This window comes from Pseudoalteromonas sp. SR44-5 (assembly GCF_014163675.1).
In the GTDB taxonomy this organism is placed as follows: domain Bacteria; phylum Pseudomonadota; class Gammaproteobacteria; order Enterobacterales; family Alteromonadaceae; genus Pseudoalteromonas; species Pseudoalteromonas rhizosphaerae.
The window spans coordinates 199,801-222,864 of record NZ_JACJDT010000003.1; the positions used below are offsets into that span (position 1 = coordinate 199,801).

The window sequence follows — 23,064 nt, forward strand, 5'->3', positions numbered from 1 at the left end:
TTTTAAAAGCCGTGTTTACTTAACAAACCCGGCTTTTATAATTACCACTTAGCGCTATTAATAATCAAACTTATGTTCAGTAAATAAGCTCTGTACTTGTTGCCATATTTTCCCTGGTTTGCCATCAGCGACCAGTTGACCGTTGAGTTTTACCACTGGGCCAACTTCTTTTGTGGCACTGGTGATCCATACTTCATCGGCTGCAAATAGTTCCTGCTTAGTAATAATACGTTCTTGAACTTTAAAGTCACTGTGGCTGTGTAATATCGTTAAAATTAACCAGCGAGTGATACCCGGTAAAATTTGGTTATCCAATGGGGGGGTGCTGATCACGCCATCTTTAACAATAAACACATTACTTGAGCTTGCTTCGGTAAGCTCATCTAAGCGATTGTATAAAATGGTTTCTTTATTGCCAGCCGCCGCACCATGCTGGTAATGAATCACGTTGCCGAGTAATGCGGTTGACTTGATGTGGCAACGCTGCCAGCGCTTATCTTGCTCAACGGATACAGTATAAGTCGTGGCGTTGTCGATATCACTAACGGGTTGTGCTGGAATTTCAAAGGCGTAGGCAAATACCGTTGGCGTAATACCACTCGGGTAGGCATGAGCACGCTTAGTATCAGCGCCACGGCTAACGTGCAAATAAATACCAAGGTTTTCACCGTGATTTTTCTCACACAGCTGCTGGCAGATTTCACGCCATGTATCAGCTGTATAATCGAGTACAATTTCCAGTTCATTTAAACCATTTTTCATGCGTTCAATATGCGCTGCAAAGCCAAGCATGTTGCCATTATAGGCAGGGATCACTTCGTAAATACCATCGCCAAATAAAAAGCCTCTGTCCATTGGCGATATTTTTGCGTGCTCTGCGTTCATATAGTCGCCGTTTAAATACACCGTACTCATTATAAATCCTCATTCTGATTGGCAACATCGCTAAGCTGACGTAGTCTTGCGATGAGTTGTTGGCCATGCATAGCATGTAAGCCATCTTCGGTTAATTCGTTTTTGTGAGTAACGCCATCTACACTGCCACGTTCACTCAAATATTGCAGGATTGCTAAAGTATCGACTTCTGCGAGTAAGTCTTGGCTATGCCAGCGGCTTAAAAACGCAATAATGCCGTAAGCTGCCCAGTTTGATACATCCGCTAACAGCAGTTCATCGCAGCAAGTAAGGCACGGCATAATGCTCAGCTCAGTCATATATTGTGATAAATTGCCCATCCCTATTTCGTTACCGCCATCACCAATAGCTACCGTTGGGCAGGAGGCTTGGCTGACAAAAAAATCAAAACAACCACAATCAGCCGAAATATCAATACCACGCATATTGTAATATTTATTGCCGTGACACAGCCCGGGGCGCTCGATAGACAATACGCAATCTGGCTTTAATTCAGCCAGCGCAGCTTTGCTAAAAGCCATTGCATCAGTAAAATTATTCAGTGGCAATTCAAAACAGTTAAATTCATTTTTCAGTGCACTGTAAAGGGGGTTTCCACAGACTAAAATAGGATTTTTACCTAGCGTAATTAAAGCATTGTATAAAGCAATGGCGCCAACAGGGCCATCGGTTTCAAAGGTTTGCTTGACGGCAAAACCGGTACCAATGAGTACCGTACTTTTGGCATCAAATAACGACTTTGCAGCGCGCAGATAAGTCCCTGTCTGTTGATAGGCATAGAGATTTTGCATACCACGTAGGTTTTGTTCTACCATCATGGTTTCGATTGCTTGACTTAATTGTTCATCACTTAACGAGTGTGGCATAACGCTTTGATCTCTTGAATTAGGGCAATGCCTGCTGCGTTATCGCCATGCACACATAAACTGTCGGCGTGTAAAGGCAGTTGGTTGCCCGATTGTGTGGTTACGCAGCCGGTGGCGAGTAACTGTTTAACTTGCGCTATTAGCGCAGGTTTATCATGCACACTACCAGCAATTTTCCGTGATACTAATTGACCGTCATCGGTATATTGGCGATCAGCAAATGCTTCTAAAATTAATTCAAGGTGATATTGTTGAGCAAGTTGTTGATGTTGCTCTGCTTTCGCAGTGGCGAGAAGCATTAGTTTTAAAGGGCTCGGGTAACTGGCAACAGCTTGCATCACCGTGGTCAAAATTGTTTTATCGGCCATCATATCGTTATATAACGCGCCATGTGGCTTCACATACTCTAAAGTGAGGCCTTGTACTCTTGCCATACCTTCAATTGCGGCTATTTGATAATGCAGGCAATTGCTTAGCTCTTGTGGTGTTAATGCCATGGAGCGACGCCCAAAGCCCTGTTTATCAGGATAGCTGGGGTGCGCGCCTATAATGACATCATGTTGTTTAGCAAGCATCAGGGTGCGTGCTAGAACATCACTATCACCGCCATGAAAACCACAAGCAATATTAGCCATATCAATATGCGGCATTACCTCTTCATCAAGGCCCATTTGCCATGCACCAAAGCTTTCCCCTAAATCACAATTGAGCTTCATCATTATTCCCGTTTAAAAAGCCGAGATATGGGCGTTTTGAATGTCGGTGATCAGCATATGACCTGGGCTATGTGTAATGCAAAAATCAGGCGCAGCATTAGCTATGGCTACTTGCGGCGTGACACCACAGGCCCAAAATACCGGTACTTCACCGTCTTTAATGGTGACAGATTCACCAAAGTTAGGGCGATTAATATCTTTAATACCTATTGCAGCTGGATCCCCAAAGTGAACTGGCGCTCCATGCACATCTGGAAAGCGGCTACATATTTGGATTGCCCGAATCGCATCTGCCGGCTTCATCGGTCGCATACTAACGACCATGTTAGCATGAAATATACCGGCGCTTTCGCAAGGAATATTAGTCATGTACATAGGTACATTTTTATTTTCCGTAATATTACGTATTTCTAGGCCCGCCAACTTTAACGACTCTTCAAATGAAAACGAGCAACCAATTAAAAAAGTGACCAAGTCGTCGCGCCATTGCTCTTTGATATTCGTTACTTCTTCAATCAATTGGCCATTTTTAAAAATACGATAGCGAGGTATGTCAGTCCTAATATCTAAATCATGCGCAACATTTGGAATGCTGGTAGCTCCAGGCGTGCGGCTACTTGCTACAATTGGGCACGCTTTTTTGTTTGCTTGGCAAAATTGTAAAAAATCAAACGCATAGCGCTGGGGCAAAATCACTAAATTAGCCTGTACAAAGCCGGGAACAAAGCCCGATGTACTACCGGTATAATCTTCATTCCTGATCATATTACGAATAGCGTAAGGCGTAGTAAGTGATGCGTTATGTTGCATAGTATCCTCGTAAACTTTTAGTTGTTGTTAATGCCACTGACGGTAACAGGCAAAGTACCTTGCGCTGGCTTTTTACCAACTAGTACTTTTGCAAGAGCAGTAAAAGCTGGCCCTGCTACTTTAACATCATTATCTACATCTATGTTATACGCATAAGTTGCTAAAATTGCATCCGCATATTGGCCAAATGTGGCAATATCGTATGGTGCTCGTAAACTAACAAAAACGGTTTTCTTATCAGCTTGTTGCGCTTGCTGAAGCAGTTTTTCAAGTGCCGGACCTTGCGCCGATTTTGCAATTGCAAATGCAGGGTTATCAGCAAGGTCATCCATGCCGCCAATTTCTACCGCGCTTTGGTTTGGTGATGCATTGCCTGCAATGATGATATCCGCTTCATTGATTGCTTTTAACGTCGCTGTGGGCTCAAAGCCTTGTAAACTGGTGCAGCTAAATGCAAGTGGTTGTTGAGTATTTTCTGTAATTGCCTGTTGTAGCGCCAAACACTTGCGGGTATCAGGCATGATGATATGTACTTTACTATTTGTCGTCAGTTTAATCGGTAAAGTGTGCTGGTCATTTTTAACTTGGGTAATGGCGGCAAGAGCCAGCTCTGCTTCGACTTTGCGATGATTATCATCACCGAGAATAAGTTGTGCTTTTTGCATTGCTAACGATTCGTCAAGCTCTGTGGTCAGTTTAAATTTACTTTTTAAATTGATGATGCGTTGAGCAGAGATAGCGACTTCGTCGGCTTGTAAATTACCTTTTTCAACTTCGCTCACTAAGCGGCTGATCAGTTTATCTAATACGACTAAATCTTTTGGACTACGAATTTCAATTGGCATCAAAGCAATATCAACCCCGGCAGCAAAGGTATTTACAACGGCTTCAATTGGTTCGAAAAAGTGGCTAATACCAGCCATATCTAGCGCATCGGTGATCACTACACCTTGATAGCCCATTTCATCGCGTAATAATTCGCTGATGATTTTATGCGACATCGTCGCAGGTTTGATCATGGTTTTGCCATCTTTACTAACAAATGTGCTGCTATCCAGTGCTGGGTACTGAATATGCGCAGTCATGATCATGCCAGGGTTTTGCTTTTTAATAATAGTTTGAAACGGAGGTAAATCTTTTTCCCAGATAGTTTCTTTATCGTGCATTACTTTTGGCAAGCCAGTGTGGCTATCAACGTTTGTATCACCATGGCCTGGAAAGTGTTTCAGTGAGGTAATTACGCCATTACCTTCAAAGCCAGCAACTTGTGCGCCACCTAAAATACTCACAAGTGTTGGATCTTCACCGTATGAGCGCACATTAATAACCGGGTTATCAGGGTTCATGTTTACATCAACAGTTGGTGCATAGTTAACATTCACACCAATGGCTTTTAATTCATCAGCAATCACTTGTGCAGATTGTGTAGCAAACTTGGTGCCGTGAACCGCATAACTTGCGCCAATCGACATATTACCAGTAAATGAAGTGGCAATATCACGAGGAATACGTGCAACACGTCCGCCTTCTTGGTCAATTGAAATAAATAATGGTGCGCCTAAGCTCGACTTTGCCGCAGCTTGTTGCATAGCATTATTTAATTTAACAATTTGCGCAATATTATCGATATTTTCAGCAAATAAGATCACCCCACCAATATTATGTTTAGTGATCACCTTGGCTAAATCTGCAGGTAATTCAGTGACTGCATTACGGCATTTTTGCTCAGGTGTGTTCTCGCTGTCTTGCTCACAATAATAACGAAAATCGAGCATCAGCTTTTGGCCAAGCTGTTGCTCAAGGGTTAAATTGGTCGCTGCAAAGGTCGATTTCATTGGTAATAAACACCCTAGTCCAAAGAGAATTGATGATATGGCAAACTTATTTAACACAGTAGGCTCCAAAGCTGAATTGCTTATTTTATTTATGAATATTTTATTCCTGATGGTAATGCCATTTTGGATTAAAATACAACATATTTTTGTCACATTAACGTTTTTTTTGCAGAACTGCAAAAACCACCGACGAATCACATGCTTGCCTGATCATTACATAAATATTAAGAGTTAATAGTTATTTAGATGAAAAAAAATAATATTAGACGAGCTTTTATTAATGGTAATTCGCTCTTATTTCAAGTAATAATATATTCCATAATGCTTGGTGGGTCGCCAAGCGAGTAAATTAACAGAACGCAAAGGGGCAAATAATGGCAACAGCACTGACACTATTTCAACAACAACTCAGTGATAAGCTGCCTGCCTCGGCGTTTATTGAAGATTACCCTAGGCGCTATGCTTTTGGCACTGATGCCAGCTTTTATCGTTTAGTGCCGCAATTAATAGTACTGGTTGCTGATCAGCAACAAGCGCAACAGGTCATCAGTGCCGCTGCAACATATAAAGTTGCCATTACTTTTCGTGCCGCCGGTACTAGCCTATCAGGCCAAGCAATTACAGATTCTGTATTAGTGCTGCTTAGTGATTGCTGGTCTGGTTATCAAATTGAAGATAACGGCGCTGCCATTCGGTTAGAGCCAGCTATTATTGGTGCTCGTGCCAATGCCGTACTTGCGCCTTTTGGCCGTAAAATTGGCCCTGATCCCGCTTCAATCAATAGTTGTAAAATCGCTGGCATGGCAGCCAACAATTCATCAGGTATGTGCTGTGGCGTGGCACAAAATAGTTACCATACAGTAAAGGACATGACCTTAATCTTCGCTGACGGTACAGTGCTTGATACACGCAGTGAGCAAAGCCGTTCTAAATTTTTACATAGCCATCAACCGTTTATTAACGATATCACTGCGCTTGCCCAGCAGGTTACAAATAATCCTGAGTTGGCACAGCGTATCGCTCATAAATACCGCTTAAAAAATACCACGGGTTATGGTTTAAACGCGCTAATTGATTACACTGATCCGATTGAGATCATTAAGCATTTAATGATTGGCTCTGAAGGTACGCTGGGGTTTATTGCTGATATTACTTACCACACGGTGATTGATCATGCTCATAAAAGCTCAGCGTTTATTATTTTTGATGACATAAGCCAAGTCTGTGAATTAGTAAAGCAGCTAGCAACGCTTGATGTAGCGGCGGTTGAGTTATTGGATAAGCGCTCGCTCCTGTGCGTCGCGCATCATGACATCATGCCTAAAGATGTTCATAACTACCCAGCAGATAGTGCAGCATTATTAATCGAAGTACGTGCAGAAGACGCAACACAATTAGTTAATTTACAACAACAAGTGGATCAGCTTGTCGCACATTTTAGCGCCCATCAATTAGCGATTATGGCGTTTTCAACAGATGCTAAGCGCAATGCATCATTATGGAATATTCGTAAAGGTACGTTCCCGGCAGTCGGTGCAGTGCGCGAAAATGGCACCACTGTGATCATTGAAGACGTGGCTTTTGAGCTGGATGTATTAGCTCAGGGTGTTAAAGCTCTGCATCAATTATTTGATAAATACAGTTACGATGAAGCGATTATTTTTGGCCATGCCTTAGCGGGTAATTTGCATTTTGTATTTACCCAAGCGTTCGATACACCAGCGCAAGTAGCGCGTTATGAGCAATTTATGCGGGACGTGTCGCAACTGGTGGCGGTTGAACTTAATGGCTCATTAAAAGCTGAGCATGGTACTGGGCGAAATATGGCGCCGTTTGTGGCAACTGAATGGGGCACTGATGGCTTTGCTGTGATGCAACGTATTAAACAATTGTTTGATAAAGACCACATTTTAAACCCAGGAGTGATCATCAATACCGATGAAAACTGCCATATTCAGCATTTAAAAACCATGCCTAGCAGCGACGATATAATCGACAAATGTATTGAGTGTGGTTTTTGCGAAACCGTATGCCCATCAAAAGGACTCACCTTAACGCCGCGCCAACGTATTACGCTGTGGCGACGTCGCACTGAATTGGTTAATCAACTTAGTAACACTGGTGATATTAGCGAAAAACAGCACATTAATCGTCAGCTCAGCAGTATCGAAAAAGATTTTCAATATTTAGGTATTGATAGCTGTGCAGCAACCGGGCTGTGTGGCATGAAATGCCCCGTCGGTATTAACACCGGTGAATTTATAAAATCCCTGAGGGCAAAAAAGCAACTCAATGCAAAAATGGCGCCGCGCATAGCCAGTTTTGCGGTCAAACATTTTGCGGTATTAGCAAATACAGCACGCTTTGGTTTAACCAGTATGGCGATGGTGCGAAACATCATTGGTGCACAGGCACTGCGTACTTTAACCAAACCTACTAATAAGCTGATTGGCACCCCACTTTATTATTCAGCGTGGCCAAGGGGGGAGCAGCCAATTAATCACAGCATAGTACAGGCACAACAGCCTGATAAAGTGGTTTATCTTCCCAGTTGTGCCAGCAGGGTGTTTGCAGCCGATGAGCAAGCGGATGATCGCCGCTCAATTATGCAAGTTATGCATAGCCTCGCGACTAAAGCGGGAATTGAACTGTTACTGCCGATGCAAATTAATGAGCTATGTTGTGGCATGCCCTTTGCGAGTAAAGGTTTACCTGAACAGGCAAAAAGTAAAGCTGAGCAGTTACTCGATATCGCGCAGCAGGTGTCTGAAAATGGTCGTTACCCGATTATTTTTGACGCCAGTCCATGTGCATTAACAAGCAATGAAGCAGCGCAACAGCGCGGTTTAACAGTACTCGAAAGCGCTGAGTTTGCTTATCAATATTTATTGCCTAAGCTGACCATCACAGCCCAACCCGAGCCGGTTATGTTACATGTTACCTGTAGTAGCAAACGCCGTGGCAGTGAACAACAACTTGTTGCCGTAGCTAAAGCATGCAGTAACGAAGTGATTATTCCAGCTGATATTGAATGTTGTGGCTTTGCCGGCGATAAGGGCTTTAACTTGCCAGAGCTAAATGCTAATGCATTAAAAACGCTGCGTAACCAAGTGCCTCAAAATTGCAGTAGCGGTATTTCTAATAGCCGCAGTTGTGAAATTGGCTTAACTCAGCACAGTGGTATTAACTACCAATCTGTGCTGTATTTATTAGATAAAGTGAGTCAAGCAGCCTCTTGATGAGGCTTAGACATTATACTTTCCAAAAAATCCCGCGTTTATAGCACGCATACATCACTAGATAAGAGGCGAGTAAAAATAGCAACGAATAGCTAAAAGAGCCTAAATAATTACCAAATAGCGGTTGTAATACTTGATTAAATATAGCACCTTTTAAACTTGTATCAGCCACTGGGATCATAATTAAAATACGCGCTACGATGCCAGCAAACATAAAGAACAAAATAGCGTTAGCGCCAAACACTAAAAACGGCGCACTCCACAAGCGAACTTTACGAATATCGAGAATATAGCTACACAGTGCATAGCATAACATCGCTAGTCCTGAGCTGATTATTACATAGCTTGGTGTCCATAGTGCTTTGTTTATTGGTATTAAAAGTGAAAGTAAGCACCCGCAAACAATGCTTGTAATAGCCACTAGGGTAAATATTCTGACTTGTTTGCCAAGGTTTTTTTCAGTGCTTATATAGTATCCGCAAATATTCCTGATAATTCCTTTTGCCTGGATTGCATTAACCGATAGTGTGATCGACATCCCAACACTAAAAATAAAAAATGGGAAAATTAAATCAGTGGGTATATAACCAATTCCCTGGGTTATTGACTAGAATCATCGCAGTGATAGTGAGCCCTCGCAGTACATCTAAGGCGAGCAAACGATGACTGGGTAATTGTGACAATATATTCTGGCAGTGATGTTTAACCATAATGTTCTTTTATTTATTTTTTTGTTTTTTAATTATAATAATTTATTCATTTCGCGCAAGGTAAATTTTCTTCGCTTATTTTGTTAAAAGCGCAAACAGATAAATTGATTTTTCTATGGGGAAACAGCAATCGCTTAGCGCCAGCGATTAGAACAAGTAAATGTTAATAAATACACTGTTAATTTGCGCTAAATCAAGTTTAGAGCGGATTGAGTTGTCGGTTGTGAGAGTAACTTGCTAGTATGGGTTGTTTACATAACCGCCAAGGAAATACAAGGCCAGCATAGAGAAAAACTATTTTGCGAAGCCTTAAGAATATCAACCTTGATTTAAAAAAGTTAATCTTGTTTTTAGCTATTTCAGTGACTGTGATCACCTTTCTAAATGGCTTTTATTCCAGCTACCAAGTACAAAAACAGCAACTACAATCACAAACCTTAAAAAACCATAATGCGTATGCCGCTAAACTTGTCTCTGCCACTGACCGTTTTTTATTGGCTGCTCAGCAGCAACTCGCTTATTCAGCAAAAATCCTTGCTATCCAATTTAATGATGCAAACACTCTTGCACAAGAAACGCAGCGACTTCGGTTGCAAACTGATAGCTTTAACTCAACGGTTGTCGTTGACAAAGATGGCGTAGTTTTGGGGCTCTCGCCATTGAGTCTAAAGCTCAAAGGACAGCTATTAGAAAGTGATGGCGCAAAACAAGCGTTAGCGAATAAAAAGCCAATGATCAGTGAGCCTTATATTTCTGCGGCAGGGAATCTCATAATATTTATTTCGCATCCGATATTTAACTCTCAAGATGAATACCTTGGTTATATAGGAGGGACCTTGTATTTAAAGCAAAAAGGGATTTTACATGATTTGCTACAACTACATTTTTATAAAGACGGTTCTTATACTTATGTTGTTGATAAGAATAGGCGCTTACTTTATCACCCTGATGTTGCTCGGATTGGTGAACAAGTTTTTGGCAATCCAGTGATCGAAGCGGTGCTAAGAGGTGAAAGTGGCACTAGGCAGTTAAAAAATAGTCAAAACATTGTCATGCTGGCAGGTTATGCACCATTAAAAAGTGCCTCTTGGGGCATTGTCACACAACGACCATTAGACGCTACATTTGCGCCATTAGACGATTTAATGATGAATGTTTTATATCGAACCCTGCCAGTAGGGTTGGCAACCTTTATATTTATTTGGGTGCTAGCTCGGTTAATTTCAAAGCCGTTAAGGCAACTTGCAGAAACGGCTAAAACACTTGATAACCCGTCAACTTCGCAACAGTTAAGGCAAGTGCGGTCTTGGTATTATGAAAGCTCTGAACTGCGTTTAGCTATGCTAAAAGGAGTCGGCTTATTACAAAACCAGATTGGTCTATTACAGCATGAAGCACAAACAGATCCACTTACGGGCTTACATAACAGACGTAGCCTGGAGCTCATGTTAGATCAATTAACTTTACAGCAAACGCCTTTCACTGTGCTTGCTATCGATATTGATTTTTTTAAGCGTGTTAATGATGAGTTTGGCCATGATATTGGTGATATTGTTTTGCAATCGTTGGCTACGATTATTGTTGATGTAACCCGTGAAAATGATTTTGTTGCACGTACGGGAGGAGAGGAGTTTATTGTTATATTACCAAATATTAACGCCAAATCAGCTTATCAACTTGCGGAACGATTACGTATGCGTGTATCAGAAACAATCATCGAACCAGTAGGAAGTATCAACATATCAATAGGTATTTCTGGCTGGCCACTGATGCAATTGAGTGTTGAAGAGATACTCAAACAAGCGGATCAGGCTTTATACAAAGCGAAAAAAACGGGTCGTAATCGGTGTATTATTGATTCTCAGTTTATCCAATCTGAGTTTGTCGAACAGCAATAATTTATTGGCAATGGCTTTTAACTATGCAATATTAATAGCCTGTTTTTAATGTTATAAGCTACTACAATGTTGTTAAATATCAGTTTTAAACTAATGTCACTGCTTGGAGTGTATGCTTTAAGCAGTGCAGCAATTGCCCATGACGCTAACGCTACATATTCCGACCCAGCTCAAAGCTATCGTAGTGAGTTTGTTGATGTTGCAACGTTAATACCGACCGCATTATTTGATATTCGCTATTTTAGTGGGCAAAACTTTGTTGGTAAACCAATCGAAGGTTATAACGCACCTAAATGCTTATTGCATAAAACGGCAGCTGCAGCGCTGGTAAAAGCACATTCTCAGGCGGAGCAAGCAGGTTATAATTTTAAAATTTATGATTGTTATCGACCACAACGAGCCGTTGACCACTTTGTGCGTTGGGTTAACGACGCAACTGACACAAAAACCAAAGCAGCGTATTACCCTAATTTAGGAAAAGATCAGTTACTCGGTGATTATATCGCAGCTAAATCGGGCCACAGCCGTGGTTCAACAATTGATTTAACTTTGACTGATAGTCAAGGCAAAGCATTAAATATGGGCTCATTGTTTGATATGTTCGATACCATCTCAAATACCGATGATCCGCGTATTACTCAAGACCAACAAGCAAACAGATATAAGTTAAAAAATATCATGCTGGCCGCTGGATTTTCGCCTTACGCAATGGAGTGGTGGCACTTTACCTATCAGCCGCAAGCCTACCCGAATACCTATTTTGACTTTGTGGTCGAGTAATTAAAACTGCTCCTCAATGGGTGAATAATTAATTGCGATTTCAATAGTATCAATAACGGTATATTGCTTTAAATCACTTATTGTTGATTTCAAGTCGGTATTTTTATCGACTAGGAATTGATAGGTGTGCTTGGTAATTTTTTTTGTGTTGTACGTACTTTTGAGTGCTAGCGGAATATCGTCGCTTTTCAAGGTGATAAACACGGCTCCAGTGACAATTCCTTGCTCCGATGTCGCGTGATTATGGACAGTTGTTCCTTTAAGTAATTTATCCGTTTTATAGCTAATCTTTTCCCCGTTATTATTAATTGAATTGCTAACTAAAAGTGTTGTTTCTACATTCTTTAGTTTTTGTGAAGTATTTAAAGCTACTTCTTGAGCTTTTTCATTGCTAGTATTGACGCTGTTTTCGGTACTATCAGTTAGTGTTTCATTTTTTTTACATCCACTTATTAGTGCGATTGTAATTATAACTAGCTGTAATTTAAAGTTATTTGACATTTTTTAAATTTCTCCATTTACCTTTGTTTACATTTGGCTTTCTTTGGTTAACATCATTAGTGTACATTGTTCTTGGTTATGAATGTTAACCAAATTAAAATTATAACAACAGGGGATTATTAATGTATCAATTTAAAGTAACGGCCGTTGCTTCGATGGTTACGGCTATTTTGGCATCGACTCAAGTACAAGCTACTGAGCAAACTCGATTTTTTAATGCGCCAAGCGTCAGCTCTCAAGTTCAATTTAATCCACAAATAACCCAGCAACGTGCATTAGCTGAACGTAGAACAGTATCGGGGCATGATTCAATTTTTGATGCTCAGCTTGGCAAGGCAACGTTTCTTTGGCAAGCCGTTGGTCAAGCAAAACCTAATATGTCAGTTGTTTTACCTGAACAAAGAAATGCATACGCTGCAGATTTTTATTTAAATGCTTTAACCGGTTTCAGTACTAGTAAAAAAGGGACGTCAAACGCAGTTCTTGCAGATTTATCTAAACAAAAAAGTGGTTCTGTAACGGCTAAATATAAACAACAAGTTCATGGCGTTGAAGTTTTTAATCGTGAATATAACCTTATCATGGATAAGGAACATAACTTGGTGGCAGGATCAGGCTATTTTGCTAACACAAGTGCAAATACTAAACGTTCATTAGCACCATTAGCTGATTTTGTTGGTGCTGAGCAGAGCATTAAACAAGCGATTAAAAAGCTAGCAGATATTAATGTATCCCTTACAAAATCAACTGAACAAGGCGATTACGTTAAATACACTGTAACTAATCAAAGTGGTGATAAAGTTGTAGTTGGCCAGCCGCGCGCTAAAAAAGTATTCTTTGAGGTTAATGGTCAACTTGAATCAGCTTATTATGTTGAAGTTGAAGTCGCAGATAAGAACAGTTTAGAAAGTGACTACTTCAGCTATGTTATTGGTGCAAAAAACAGCAAAGTATATTTCAAAAAAGACCTGAAAGCGCATGCTGCTGATTTTAACTACCGTGTCTGGGCTGATGCAGATGGTTACCCATGGGAAGGCCCACATGGTGATGTTATTCCTGCTGACGGTCCTGATCAAACAGATGAAACCGAAATCCTTGATGCACCGATAGTGAGCCTTTCTTATTACAGTAAGTTAAGCACCATGGATCCATGGCTTACTGATGATGCTACAACTACATCTGGTAATAACGTATTTGCATATGCCGACGTTATAGCACCACAAGGTTTCACTGAAGGTGACTTCACTGCTGAAACAACCTCAGATTTTACATTTGATTACCCCTATCAAGTTGATCAAGTCGCAAACAGTTACGACAATCGCAAAGCGGCAATTGTAAACTTATTCTACATGAATAACTTTTTGCACGACTTCTTCTATGATCATGGTTTTGATGAAACTTCGAATGTAGCTCAGCTCTCTAACTATGAGCGCGGTGGCATTGAAGGGGATCCAATTGAGGCTCAAGCGCAAGATAATAGCGGTTTAGATAATGCTAATATGGCAACACCAGCTGATGGTGCAAGTCCACGTATGCAAATGTATTTGTATAATAGTAAAGATGCAAAAGTAGGCACAGACTTTGGTGTGGTTGTAACCTCTGACGCAACTATTGGAGTTCTTGAGTCTTCTAAAGTCTCGGGCTTTGGGCAATTCCAATTTGCTGATGTTACAGCTGAAGTTGTACGTTTGGTTGATGGTAATGACACTGATTCAGGTAGCGTTTTCGATGGCTGTGAGCCTGCAACTAATGGCGCAGAGTTAGCTGGAAAAATTGCCCTAATTGATCGTGGTTCGTGTAACTTCACAGCAAAAGTTTTACATGCTCAAGAAGTTGGAGCAATAGGGGCTATTGTTGTAAACAACGTTCCAGACACTGATGAGCCTGCGGCTATGGGCGGTGAAGATGATGCGGTGTTAATTCCTAATATGGGTCTTAACTTTGCTGATGGTCATCTGATGTATGACTCTATAAGTGCTGGTAATACAGTTACTGTTAATATGTTCAATAATGCCAAGTTAAAAGATGGCACACTTGATAACGGTATTATTGCTCATGAATGGGGCCACTATATTAGTAACCGTTTAGTTGGTAACTCTGCGGGTCTAATTAACTTCCAAGGCCGTGCAATGGGTGAAGGCTGGGGTGATTTCCACTCCCTGATGTTTATTGCTAAAGCTGATGACATCAACATCACAGGTAACGACAAGTTCCAAAAAGCATACGGCAGTGGTACGTTTGTTGAAGACTTCTACTATGGTATTCGTCGTGTACCATACTCTACAAATAAAGAAGTTAATCCGCTTTCATTCCGTCACATTACTGAAAATGCAGGTGCAGATGTAGGCATTTCACCAACAAGTGTAGCCTCTCCACATGCTGCGGGTGAAATTTGGGCGACTATGCTTTGGGAAAGTTATGTAGCATTAATCAATGAACATGGTTTTGAAGAAGCACAAAATCGCATGGCTAACTACCTTGTTGCAGGCTATAAATTAACACCAATTGCGCCTTTATATACTGAAGCACGTGATGCGATATTAGCGGCGGCATACGCTGTTGATACCAAAGATTATGAGCTTATTTTAGGTGCATTTGCTAAACGCGGCATGGGTTTAGGTGCTGTAGCGCCAGATCGTTTCAGTGAAGATTTAACGGGCGTTGTAGAATCTGACAAGATGGAACTGGCTAGCTTTAACCTCAAAGATGTGGCTATTGATGCAAACTACAATGGTGCAGAGCTAGGCTTTTGTTCAAATGACGGTATTGTCGATAAAGGTGAAACGGCCACATTAACTGTGAGTATTACAAATACTGGTAGTAAAATGCTTACTGGTACGCAAGCTCAACTGACTGTGGTCAGTGATCATGATGTGACATTTGAAAATGATGGTTTAGTTACATTTGCTGACACAATGCCATTTTCGACTGCAACGAGTTCACCCCTTAAGTTTACCTTAAATGAATCAGGTACAGCTGAAAACTTAGAAATTGAAGTATCATTCCCAGAGTTATCTGCTGACGATGAAATTGTTGAAGCTGCCACTGAAAAAGTTACTTATTCGGTCAACATGGCTTTTAAAGAAAAACAGCCAGTCGGCGCGCAAACTATGGATAACATGGAAGTAGCGAGAGCATCATTATATGATCTAAAAGAAAATGTAATGATCGGTGGTGATTTAGCTAAAGGTACACAAAGTATGGCAGCTGATGATAATGTTGCCTTTTTCAACAGCTTTGGTTTTGAGCTTGGTGAGCAAACGATGTTCTTGCAGAACAACGATTTCCAATCAGATGTAGCGATAGAAACTAAAGGATTTGATATTGGCTTTGCAGGTGACTTTGAGGTGTCATTCTGGCATTTTTATCGTATTGAAAACGAGTGGGATGGTGGTGTTGTTGAAATTAGCGTCAATGGTGGTAGCTGGGTTGATGTGACTGAAATGGGTGGTACATTTAATCGTGGTTACGATGGTCCGTTAATTGAGAATGACTCCCAAGCTATCCAAGAGCGTGATACGTTTACAGGTAACAACATCAATCAGGATAACGTATACGGTAACTACGAAACAATTAATTTTGGTAGTGAACTCAATGGTAATAGAGCAAAACTACGCTTTCGCCTTTCATCAGATGGCGCTGTTGGTGATTTAGGATGGTGGATTGATAACCTTACATTTAACAATGTAACAACGCCAATCTTCTCAGCAGTAATTGCTGGCGATGCAGTCGCATGTGATAACGCAGCTCCTATAGTAACAGTTACCGGTGAGTTAGGTATTAAGGAATCAGTAACCAGTACTTTAAATGCTGTAGCCACGGATAGAAATGCAGATGAACTCACTTATGCATGGACACAAGTAAGTGGCACAACCGCAACACTATCTAATGCAGATACTGCGGTACTTAGCTTTACTCCAGGCGCAATCACAAGCGACGAAGAAGTCGTGTTCGAAGTTGCGGTCAGTGATGGCACCGTATCGGTTACCGAGCAAGTAACGGTTGCCGTAAGCAACGAAGCAGAACCTGTGGTTGAAAAGCCCAAATCGAAATCAAGTAGCGGTAGTCTAGGCTTCTTGATGTTATTACTTACTCCATTAGCAATATTTGGTCGTCGCCGTAAGCGTTAATCATAATATTAGTAACGATTAAGAAAAGCCCTTGCAGTTAGCTGCAAGGGCTTTTTTATTGGTCGTATTTACAAGCCATTATAAAAACGCATGTTACCGCTGCGTGCTGTTTTTTAGTTTTGAATTTACTACAGGTTGGCTCATGACTGAGTATTTATATATTAATTAATAAAGGGGTTGACATAACTTATTAACCCTGTATAGTTTGCTGCAGCTAGAAAGAAAGCATGAAAGCTATAAATCTCCATTTCGATGTTGTATAAGTAATACTTGTAGTACCGTCCTGAAGTTTTTAAAGTACCATCTCATTTTTTGCTACACCGCTCATTAGAGCAATTATTTTATTTTTATATCAGGATATTACAATGTCTAACATCGTATCAGGTACAGTTAAGTGGTTCAACGAGTCTAAAGGTTTTGGTTTCATCGAGCAAGAAAATGGCCCAGACGTTTTCGCACATTTCTCAGCAATCAAAAGCGAAGGTTTCAAAACTTTAGCTGAAGGCCAACGTGTAGAGTTCACTCTTTCACAAGGTCAAAAAGGTCCACAAGCAGAGAACATCACTGCTGTATAATTTTACCTTTTAGGTAGAATAAAAAAAGCAAGCTTAGGCTTGCTTTTTTGTGTTTGAAAATTGACGTAACTTGCTCCCCCTCCTATTCTTTATCTATTATTATTATTCTGTAACGAGATAGATTATCTACCGATTACTTATCCTAGTGTTTAGCCTTGGATTCACTTTTACTTGCGCTGCAAAGCCAATAATTACTATTTTTACTGAACAGTTTCCCCCTTATAATTTTTCGAATAAAGGGCAGCTGCAAGGGATTAATTTAGATATTGTGCGTACGTTGTGTGAGCTTTCACAAGTGGAGTGCAAATTTGAGCTGTTGCCTTGGGCAAGGGCATACGATTTAGTGCAAAAAAATCAGCTCTCAGGGCTAGTATCAACCGCTCGCAGTGCTGAGCGAGAAGATTTATTTTACTGGGTTGGCCCGTTGGTTTCTTCACGTACATTTTTTTATCGCCTTCGTGATAACAAACACATTAATCCAACTGATATTACTCAAGTTAGTGCATACACCTTAGGTGTCGTTAGAGGCAATATTTATGAGGGGTTAGTGGAGAGTATTGGTTTCCAACAAGATAAAAACTTATTAAAAGTAGCTCATCACTATGAGTATATGAACTTATTTTTTAAAAATAAAATCGATTTAATTCTCGGCTCAGAGTTTGCCTTAGATTACCAACTACAGCAATTTGGTCACGGTGGTAAAGAAGTCGTCAAACTTGTTGAGCTGCCAGTAAATACATTACAGGGTAATTATTTAGTTTTTAATAAAGAGATGCCTATCGAGATAGTTGAGCGCTTCAATGAGCAGTTAGAAAAACTTAAAGCGGTGGATAACTTTGACGCTTATCGGCATCGTTATGTACAATAGCTAGTTAATGAGCTGTTATTAATTGACGGTATTTTTCAGTACTTTTAACCTTTAAAAAAGCCTGCTGCAGTGCTTTTATAATATCTTCATCAGTATTGATATTTGCAGCTAAGTAACCAGCTACTGCCAGTCCTTCTATGGCATGTACGAACGTCAGTGCGTTAGCATTGATCGCTAGCTGCTCACTCATTGAAGCTAGATAATTAGCATCGTCTACTACCAGATCAACTTTTCTTGCTAGTAGTAACTGATATGACTTTTGAATATCAGTGGTCAGCAATACTTCGAAACCACGTTTTACTAATACTTGCGATGCAAGGTCATGGCGCTGTACGGCAATTTTATATTGCTTGGCTTGCTCTGTATTATCAAAGTTAATATCACTGCGCTCAGAGAGTTTTACAAAGCCCATTTCAAACTGTGCTACTGGCCCAATCCAATGAAACAGTGTTTCGCGCTCCGTAGTGCGTGCCATACTGTAAATTAAGGTGTTGCTATTATTAACCGCCATTTTATAAGCACGTGCCCAAGGGTACATGTTGATTGGGGCATTGAGCTTAGCCTCTAAAATAATCATATTTACTAACTCAGTACTATAACCAGTTACCTGATTATTCAGCAAAACTTGATTCGGCGGTGACAACTCGGTCACAACCATTAAATTTTGATTTGCAGTACTATGGACACTGATACAAAGAAGTAGCAGATTAATAAATAGCCGCATTTATTTTCTCTTTTTGACGATAGAACTTTGAGTATAGCAATAACTAGGAAAAGTATTATGAAAGTAAACAGTGAATTAAAAACGATAAAAGGGCCATAAAGGCCCTTTGTGAAGTATCGTTCAAGTAAGATAAGTCTTTAACCCCTTAAAGGCTTATCCTATTGTTTTGCAACTAAGGTTCATCTCAAAGTTTCTAAGCTAGCGAGAGGAAAAAACCTGCAATTGCGGCGCTCATAAGGTTAGCCATAGATCCTGCTAACACTGCTCTGAGCCCTAAGCGTGCGATATCCTTTCGCCGACTAGGCGCCATACCGCCTAATCCACCTAGTAAAATGGCTATCGATGATAAGTTAGCAAACCCACATAACGCGAATGTGACAATCGCTTGTGTGTGCGCACTTAACGTATCGCGATAATTCATAAAGTCTAAATAAGCAACAAACTCATTGACTACTATTTTTTGACCAATAAAGCTACCGGCTATAACTGCTTCACTCCACGGTACGCCAAGTAACCAGGCAACCGGAGCAAAGATATAACCTAAAATCATTTGTAACGTTAAAGAGCTTATCCAAGCACCCGTGCTATTTAGCGAATCACCAATGGAGTTAAATAAACTTGCGATTCCATCTATTACCTCCCAGTCACCAGCAGTTTTATATAATAAATGACTGAAGTTAATTGACCAACCGCCGATGCTAGCCAATAAACCTCCAATGCCGCCAAACAAACCATTTAATAAAGCTATTAAAGCAACAAATGCTAATAGCATTGCACCTACATTTAGTGCTAAATGCATACCGTTTGCTGCCCCTGATGCCGCAGCATCAATCACATTAACTGGTTTATCTTCAATATCATCTAAGTCGGCTAAAGTATCTTTAGGTGTTTCGGTCTCTGGCACAATCATCTTGGCCATTAAAAAACCACCTGGCGCTGCCATAAAGCTGGCGGCAATTAAATACTTAAGCTCTACACCAATAATCACATAACCGGCCATTACTGAGCCCGCTACCGTTGCTAAACCACCCACCATAACAGCAAACAACTCTGACTTAGTCATGGTTGCTATAAATGGTTTTACAATCAGCGGCGCTTCTGTTTGGCCAACAAAAATGTTCGCAGTCGCTGAGAGCGACTCAGTGCGTGAGGTTTTTAATAGCTTTTGTAAACCACCGCCTAATATTCTTATTATCCAATCCATAATGCCAATGTGATAAAGCACTGCAACCAATGCAGAGAAAAACACAATAACGGGTAAAACTTGTACGGCAAAAATAAACCCTAAGGCATCTTGGCTAGCAAGCGGACCGAATAAAAATGCTATTCCGTCATTTGCAAAACCAATTACCGATGATACGGCTTTTGACATGCCAACTAATGCATTTTTGCCTGCGTCTGAAAACAGGACAAAACCACCAATTATAAATTGCAGGGCAAAAGCGATACCGACAGTTCTTAAACTAATTGCTTTGCGATTTGTCGAAGCCGCAAATGCAATGCCTAGCAGCATACACATGCCGACTAAGCTCATAAATGTTGTCATCTTTGCTTATTCCCGTTGTTATTTTTGCAGTAAATATTTTATTTTACTTTTAATTATATCAATCGCAACACGATTCATACCACCACGTGTAACCACTAAATCAGCATTGTGCTTTGAAGGCTCAATAAACTGATAAAACATCGGTCTCACTGTAGCTTGATATTGTTCAACAACGGACTGTAATGTTCTGCCTCGTTGCTCCATATCACGTTGCATACGGCGCATCAGGCAAATATCAAGCGGTGTATCAATAAACACTTTGATATCAAATTCTTTACGTAGCGCTTTATCACTAAGCAATAAAATCCCTTCAACTATGAGAATTTCTGCTGGCATCACAGTGCGTGTTTTGTCACTGCGAGTATGCTGCGCATAATCATAGGTAGGTACTTCTACCGCTTCGCCATCACGTAACTGTGTTAAATGCTTACACATTAACTCATGTTCAAACGCATCAGGGTGGTCGTAATTCGTTTGCGTACGATGATCAAACGGCAGATGCGATTGGTCTTTATAGTACGCATCTTCTTCAATCACGGCGATGGCGCCTGGTTCAAGCTCATTTACCAATTCATTGTAAATTGTTTGGCTAAAAAGAGATTTGCCAGACGCAGAAGCGCCAGCAATGGCTATTATTGTTCGTGTCACTAAAGTTCTCATCCACACAGAAGGATACATTGTTGGTAGATCACAATAGCAAAAAAGACACGAATAATCTCTCTTGCTTCGCTTTAAGGGGTGAAATTTATAATGTTTAGGTTTTATGAAACAGGACTTATGTCCTGTACGTTAAAAAGCACAAAAATATAAAGTAGCTACATTGGATAATCGAGGTGAGTATGGCAAGAGCAATTATATTAATGGCAGATAGCCTAGGCATAGGTGCAGCACCAGACGCTGATAAGTTTGGCGACGTGGGCGCAAACACTTTTGCACATTTGCTTAAAGCATACTTTGAAGAAACCGGCGAACGGCTATCACTACCTAATTTATCGTTATTAGGTTTAGTTGATGCATGTGAAGCTGCAGGCAACGAACCGTGCCTTGTTAGCGACCGCCAAACACCGATTGCTGCTTGGGGTTACGCTAAAGAGCTTTCTAGCGGTAAAGATACCCCATCAGGTCATTGGGAAATGGCCGGTGTACCGGTGTTATTCGATTGGGGATATTTCCCTAAAACACAACCGAGTTTTCCACAACAGTTAATTGACGAGCTGATTGCTCGTACCGGTATCCCGGGGATTTTAGGTAATTGCCATGCCTCGGGTACTACGATTTTAGAACAGCTAGGTGAAGAGCACATAAAAACAGGTAAACCAATCTGTTACACCTCAGCTGATAGCGTGTTTCAAATAGCCGCGCATGAACAAACTTTCGGTCTAGAAAAACTTTATCAGGTCTGCGAAATCACACGGGCGCTGCTTGATGAAATGAACATAGGACGAGTGATTGCGCGGCCATTTTTGGGTTCCAATAATCAAGACTTTGCCAGAACGGGCAATCGTCGAGATTATTCAGTGTTACCGCCAGCGCCAACATTGCTAGACAAACTAGCCGATGACGGTGGTGAAGTGATTAGCATAGGGAAGATATCTGACATCTATGCGCATCAAGGGATCACCCAAAAACACAAAGCCCCAGGCTTACAAAACTTGTTAGCAAAAACCACTGAGGTAATGGCATCAGCGCCAGATCACAGTTTGATATTTACTAACTTAGTTGATTTTGATGAAAAATTTGGTCATCGCCGCGACCCTGTTGGGTATGCAAAAGCGCTTAAACAGTTGGACGATTACTTACCAACGATACTTAAGCAGCTTAAAGCCGATGACGTACTAATTATTACGGCGGATCACGGTTGTGATCCAACATTCCCGGGCAGTGAGCACACCCGCGAATATGTGCCTGTACTTGCTTATCAGGTAGGGCTTGAAAATACCCCGCTTGGTGAACGTGCTAGTTTTGCAGACATAGGTCAAACACTTGCCCAGTGGTTTAACTTACCTGCACTTGAATATGGCGATGGCTTTATTGATAAGCTTAACGCGCTAAAAGTAAAAGGAAACGAATAATGAGTACTCCACATATTGACGCAAATAATGGCGATTTTGCACAAACGGTATTAATGCCGGGTGATCCATTACGTGCGCAATACATTGCTGAAAATTTTCTTGATGATGCTGTAAAAGTAACCGGCGTTCGTAACATGTATGGTTTTACTGGCACTTATAAAGGTAAACCAGTAAGCATCATGGGTTCTGGTATGGGCATTCCATCAATGTCGATTTATGCACGCGAACTAATCGTCAGCTATGGCGTTAAAAACCTTATTCGTATCGGCACCTGTGGTGGTATTGGTAGCGACATTAAAATTCGTGACGTTATTTTTGCACAAGGCGCAAGCACAGATTCAAATGTAAACCGTGCGCGTGTACGTGGTTATGATTTCTCAGCAATTGCTGATTTTGATTTACTATTAAACGGCGTTAATGCAGCAAAAGAGCTAGGTATTAAAGCGAAAGTGGGTAACGTATTTACCACCGACACATTTTATCAAGCCGATAACAGCTTTTATCAAGAACTTGATAAACTAGGTATGTTAGCGGTAGATATGGAAACAGCCGGTTTATACGGCGTTGCAGCTGAATATGGCGCAAAAGCCATGGCATTATTTACCGTGAGTGACCACGTGATCACTGGTGAAGCAACCCCAAGTGAAGAGCGTCAAAGCACCTTCAATGAAATGGTTAAAATTGCCTTAGAGTCAATCTAAGCGTAATAAAAAAAAAGTTCCTTGGTAACGTATTCACTCGTTTGGAGACACGCCCAAATACAGTGAGACTAACCTCCAAAGCCGCCTAGTTAAACTAAGCGGCTTTTTTTGTGGGGAAAAGTTAGCGAGGGTAAAGTTAGCGAGGGTAAAGTTAGCGAGGGTAAAGTTAGCAAGGGTA

At 40.9% G+C, this 23,064-nt stretch carries 18 protein-coding genes; 8 read left to right on the forward strand and 10 right to left on the reverse strand.

Features of this window, described 5'->3' with window-relative positions; translation table 11 throughout:
• Window positions 1-57: 57 nt before the first annotated feature.
• From H5154_RS02900 to H5154_RS02920, 5 genes are read right to left on the reverse strand one after another with little or no spacing between them, the layout of a single operon-like run.
• Window positions 58-915, reverse strand: coding sequence for an aminotransferase class IV (locus H5154_RS02900; RefSeq protein WP_145238837.1), 858 nt, complete (start codon window positions 913-915; stop codon window positions 58-60).
• On the reverse strand, window positions 915-1,781 hold the full coding sequence (locus H5154_RS02905; RefSeq protein WP_182717338.1) for a glutamate cyclase domain-containing protein: 867 nt from the start codon (window positions 1,779-1,781) through the stop codon (window positions 915-917). The genes H5154_RS02900 and H5154_RS02905 overlap by 1 nt, the downstream gene beginning before the upstream one ends.
• Window positions 1,766-2,497, reverse strand: a complete 732-nt coding sequence (locus tag H5154_RS02910) for a 5-oxoprolinase subunit PxpA (RefSeq protein ID WP_182717351.1) — start codon at window positions 2,495-2,497, stop codon at window positions 1,766-1,768. The genes H5154_RS02905 and H5154_RS02910 overlap by 16 nt, the downstream gene beginning before the upstream one ends.
• Window positions 2,498-2,509: 12 nt before the next feature.
• On the reverse strand, window positions 2,510-3,307 hold the full coding sequence (locus tag H5154_RS02915; RefSeq protein WP_149980357.1) for a putative hydro-lyase: 798 nt from the start codon (window positions 3,305-3,307) through the stop codon (window positions 2,510-2,512).
• A 17-nt stretch (window positions 3,308-3,324) separates the two neighbouring features.
• Window positions 3,325-5,142, reverse strand: coding sequence for a glycoside hydrolase family 3 protein (locus H5154_RS02920; RefSeq protein WP_182717339.1), 1,818 nt, complete (start codon window positions 5,140-5,142; stop codon window positions 3,325-3,327).
• 374 nt (window positions 5,143-5,516) lie between these two features.
• Between H5154_RS02920 and H5154_RS02925 the strand changes: the two genes are divergently transcribed.
• A complete protein-coding gene (locus H5154_RS02925; RefSeq protein ID WP_182717340.1) occupies window positions 5,517-8,381 on the forward strand; it encodes an FAD-binding and (Fe-S)-binding domain-containing protein in 2,865 nt (954 codons plus the stop codon).
• 13 nt (window positions 8,382-8,394) lie between these two features.
• Here H5154_RS02925 and H5154_RS23560 read toward each other — a convergent pair whose 3' ends face one another.
• A complete protein-coding gene (locus H5154_RS23560) occupies window positions 8,395-8,697 on the reverse strand; it encodes a hypothetical protein (RefSeq protein WP_257326729.1) in 303 nt (100 codons plus the stop codon).
• 693 nt (window positions 8,698-9,390) lie between these two features.
• Here H5154_RS23560 and H5154_RS02935 point away from each other — a divergent pair.
• Complete coding sequence (locus tag H5154_RS02935) at window positions 9,391-10,989, forward strand: sensor domain-containing diguanylate cyclase (RefSeq protein WP_259398441.1); 1,599 nt, start codon at window positions 9,391-9,393, stop codon at window positions 10,987-10,989.
• Window positions 10,990-11,055: 66 nt separating this feature from the next.
• Entirely contained in the window at window positions 11,056-11,769 is a 714-nt protein-coding gene (locus tag H5154_RS02940; RefSeq protein ID WP_182717341.1) for a M15 family metallopeptidase, read from the forward strand.
• Here the strand turns inward: H5154_RS02940 and H5154_RS02945 are convergent, their stop codons facing one another.
• Entirely contained in the window at window positions 11,770-12,270 is a 501-nt protein-coding gene (locus H5154_RS02945) for a hypothetical protein (RefSeq protein WP_182717342.1), read from the reverse strand.
• A 122-nt stretch (window positions 12,271-12,392) separates the two neighbouring features.
• Here H5154_RS02945 and H5154_RS02950 point away from each other — a divergent pair, with 122 nt between their 5' ends.
• From H5154_RS02950 to H5154_RS02960, 3 genes are all read left to right on the forward strand, one after another.
• The gene (locus tag H5154_RS02950; RefSeq protein ID WP_182717343.1) at window positions 12,393-16,400 is read left to right on the forward strand and encodes a rhombosortase-dependent M36 family metallopeptidase; all 4,008 of its coding nucleotides are present in this window, start codon (window positions 12,393-12,395) and stop codon (window positions 16,398-16,400) included.
• 365 nt (window positions 16,401-16,765) lie between these two features.
• On the forward strand, window positions 16,766-16,975 hold the full coding sequence (locus H5154_RS02955; RefSeq protein WP_058559473.1) for a cold-shock protein: 210 nt from the start codon (window positions 16,766-16,768) through the stop codon (window positions 16,973-16,975).
• A 145-nt stretch (window positions 16,976-17,120) separates the two neighbouring features.
• A complete protein-coding gene (locus H5154_RS02960; RefSeq protein WP_149980364.1) occupies window positions 17,121-17,843 on the forward strand; it encodes an ABC transporter substrate-binding protein in 723 nt (240 codons plus the stop codon).
• Window positions 17,844-17,847: 4 nt separating this feature from the next.
• Here H5154_RS02960 and H5154_RS02965 read toward each other — a convergent pair whose 3' ends face one another.
• The 3 genes from H5154_RS02965 to udk form a co-directional block, all read right to left on the reverse strand.
• A complete protein-coding gene (locus H5154_RS02965) occupies window positions 17,848-18,567 on the reverse strand; it encodes an ABC transporter substrate-binding protein (RefSeq protein ID WP_182717344.1) in 720 nt (239 codons plus the stop codon).
• A gap of 193 nt (window positions 18,568-18,760) precedes the next feature.
• A complete protein-coding gene (locus H5154_RS02970; protein WP_182717345.1) occupies window positions 18,761-20,113 on the reverse strand; it encodes a NupC/NupG family nucleoside CNT transporter in 1,353 nt (450 codons plus the stop codon).
• Window positions 20,114-20,131: 18 nt separating this feature from the next.
• On the reverse strand, window positions 20,132-20,761 hold the full coding sequence (gene udk, locus H5154_RS02975; protein WP_149980367.1) for a uridine kinase: 630 nt from the start codon (window positions 20,759-20,761) through the stop codon (window positions 20,132-20,134).
• 191 nt (window positions 20,762-20,952) lie between these two features.
• Between udk and H5154_RS02980 the strand changes: the two genes are divergently transcribed.
• Window positions 20,953-22,185, forward strand: coding sequence for a phosphopentomutase (locus tag H5154_RS02980; RefSeq protein ID WP_182717346.1), 1,233 nt, complete (start codon window positions 20,953-20,955; stop codon window positions 22,183-22,185).
• Window positions 22,185-22,886 carry a purine-nucleoside phosphorylase gene (deoD, locus tag H5154_RS02985; protein WP_145238795.1) on the forward strand — a complete coding sequence of 234 codons (702 nt, stop codon included), beginning with the start codon at window positions 22,185-22,187 and terminating at the stop codon, window positions 22,884-22,886. Before H5154_RS02980 ends, deoD begins: the two co-directional genes overlap by 1 nt.
• Window positions 22,887-23,064: the final 178 nt, after the last annotated feature.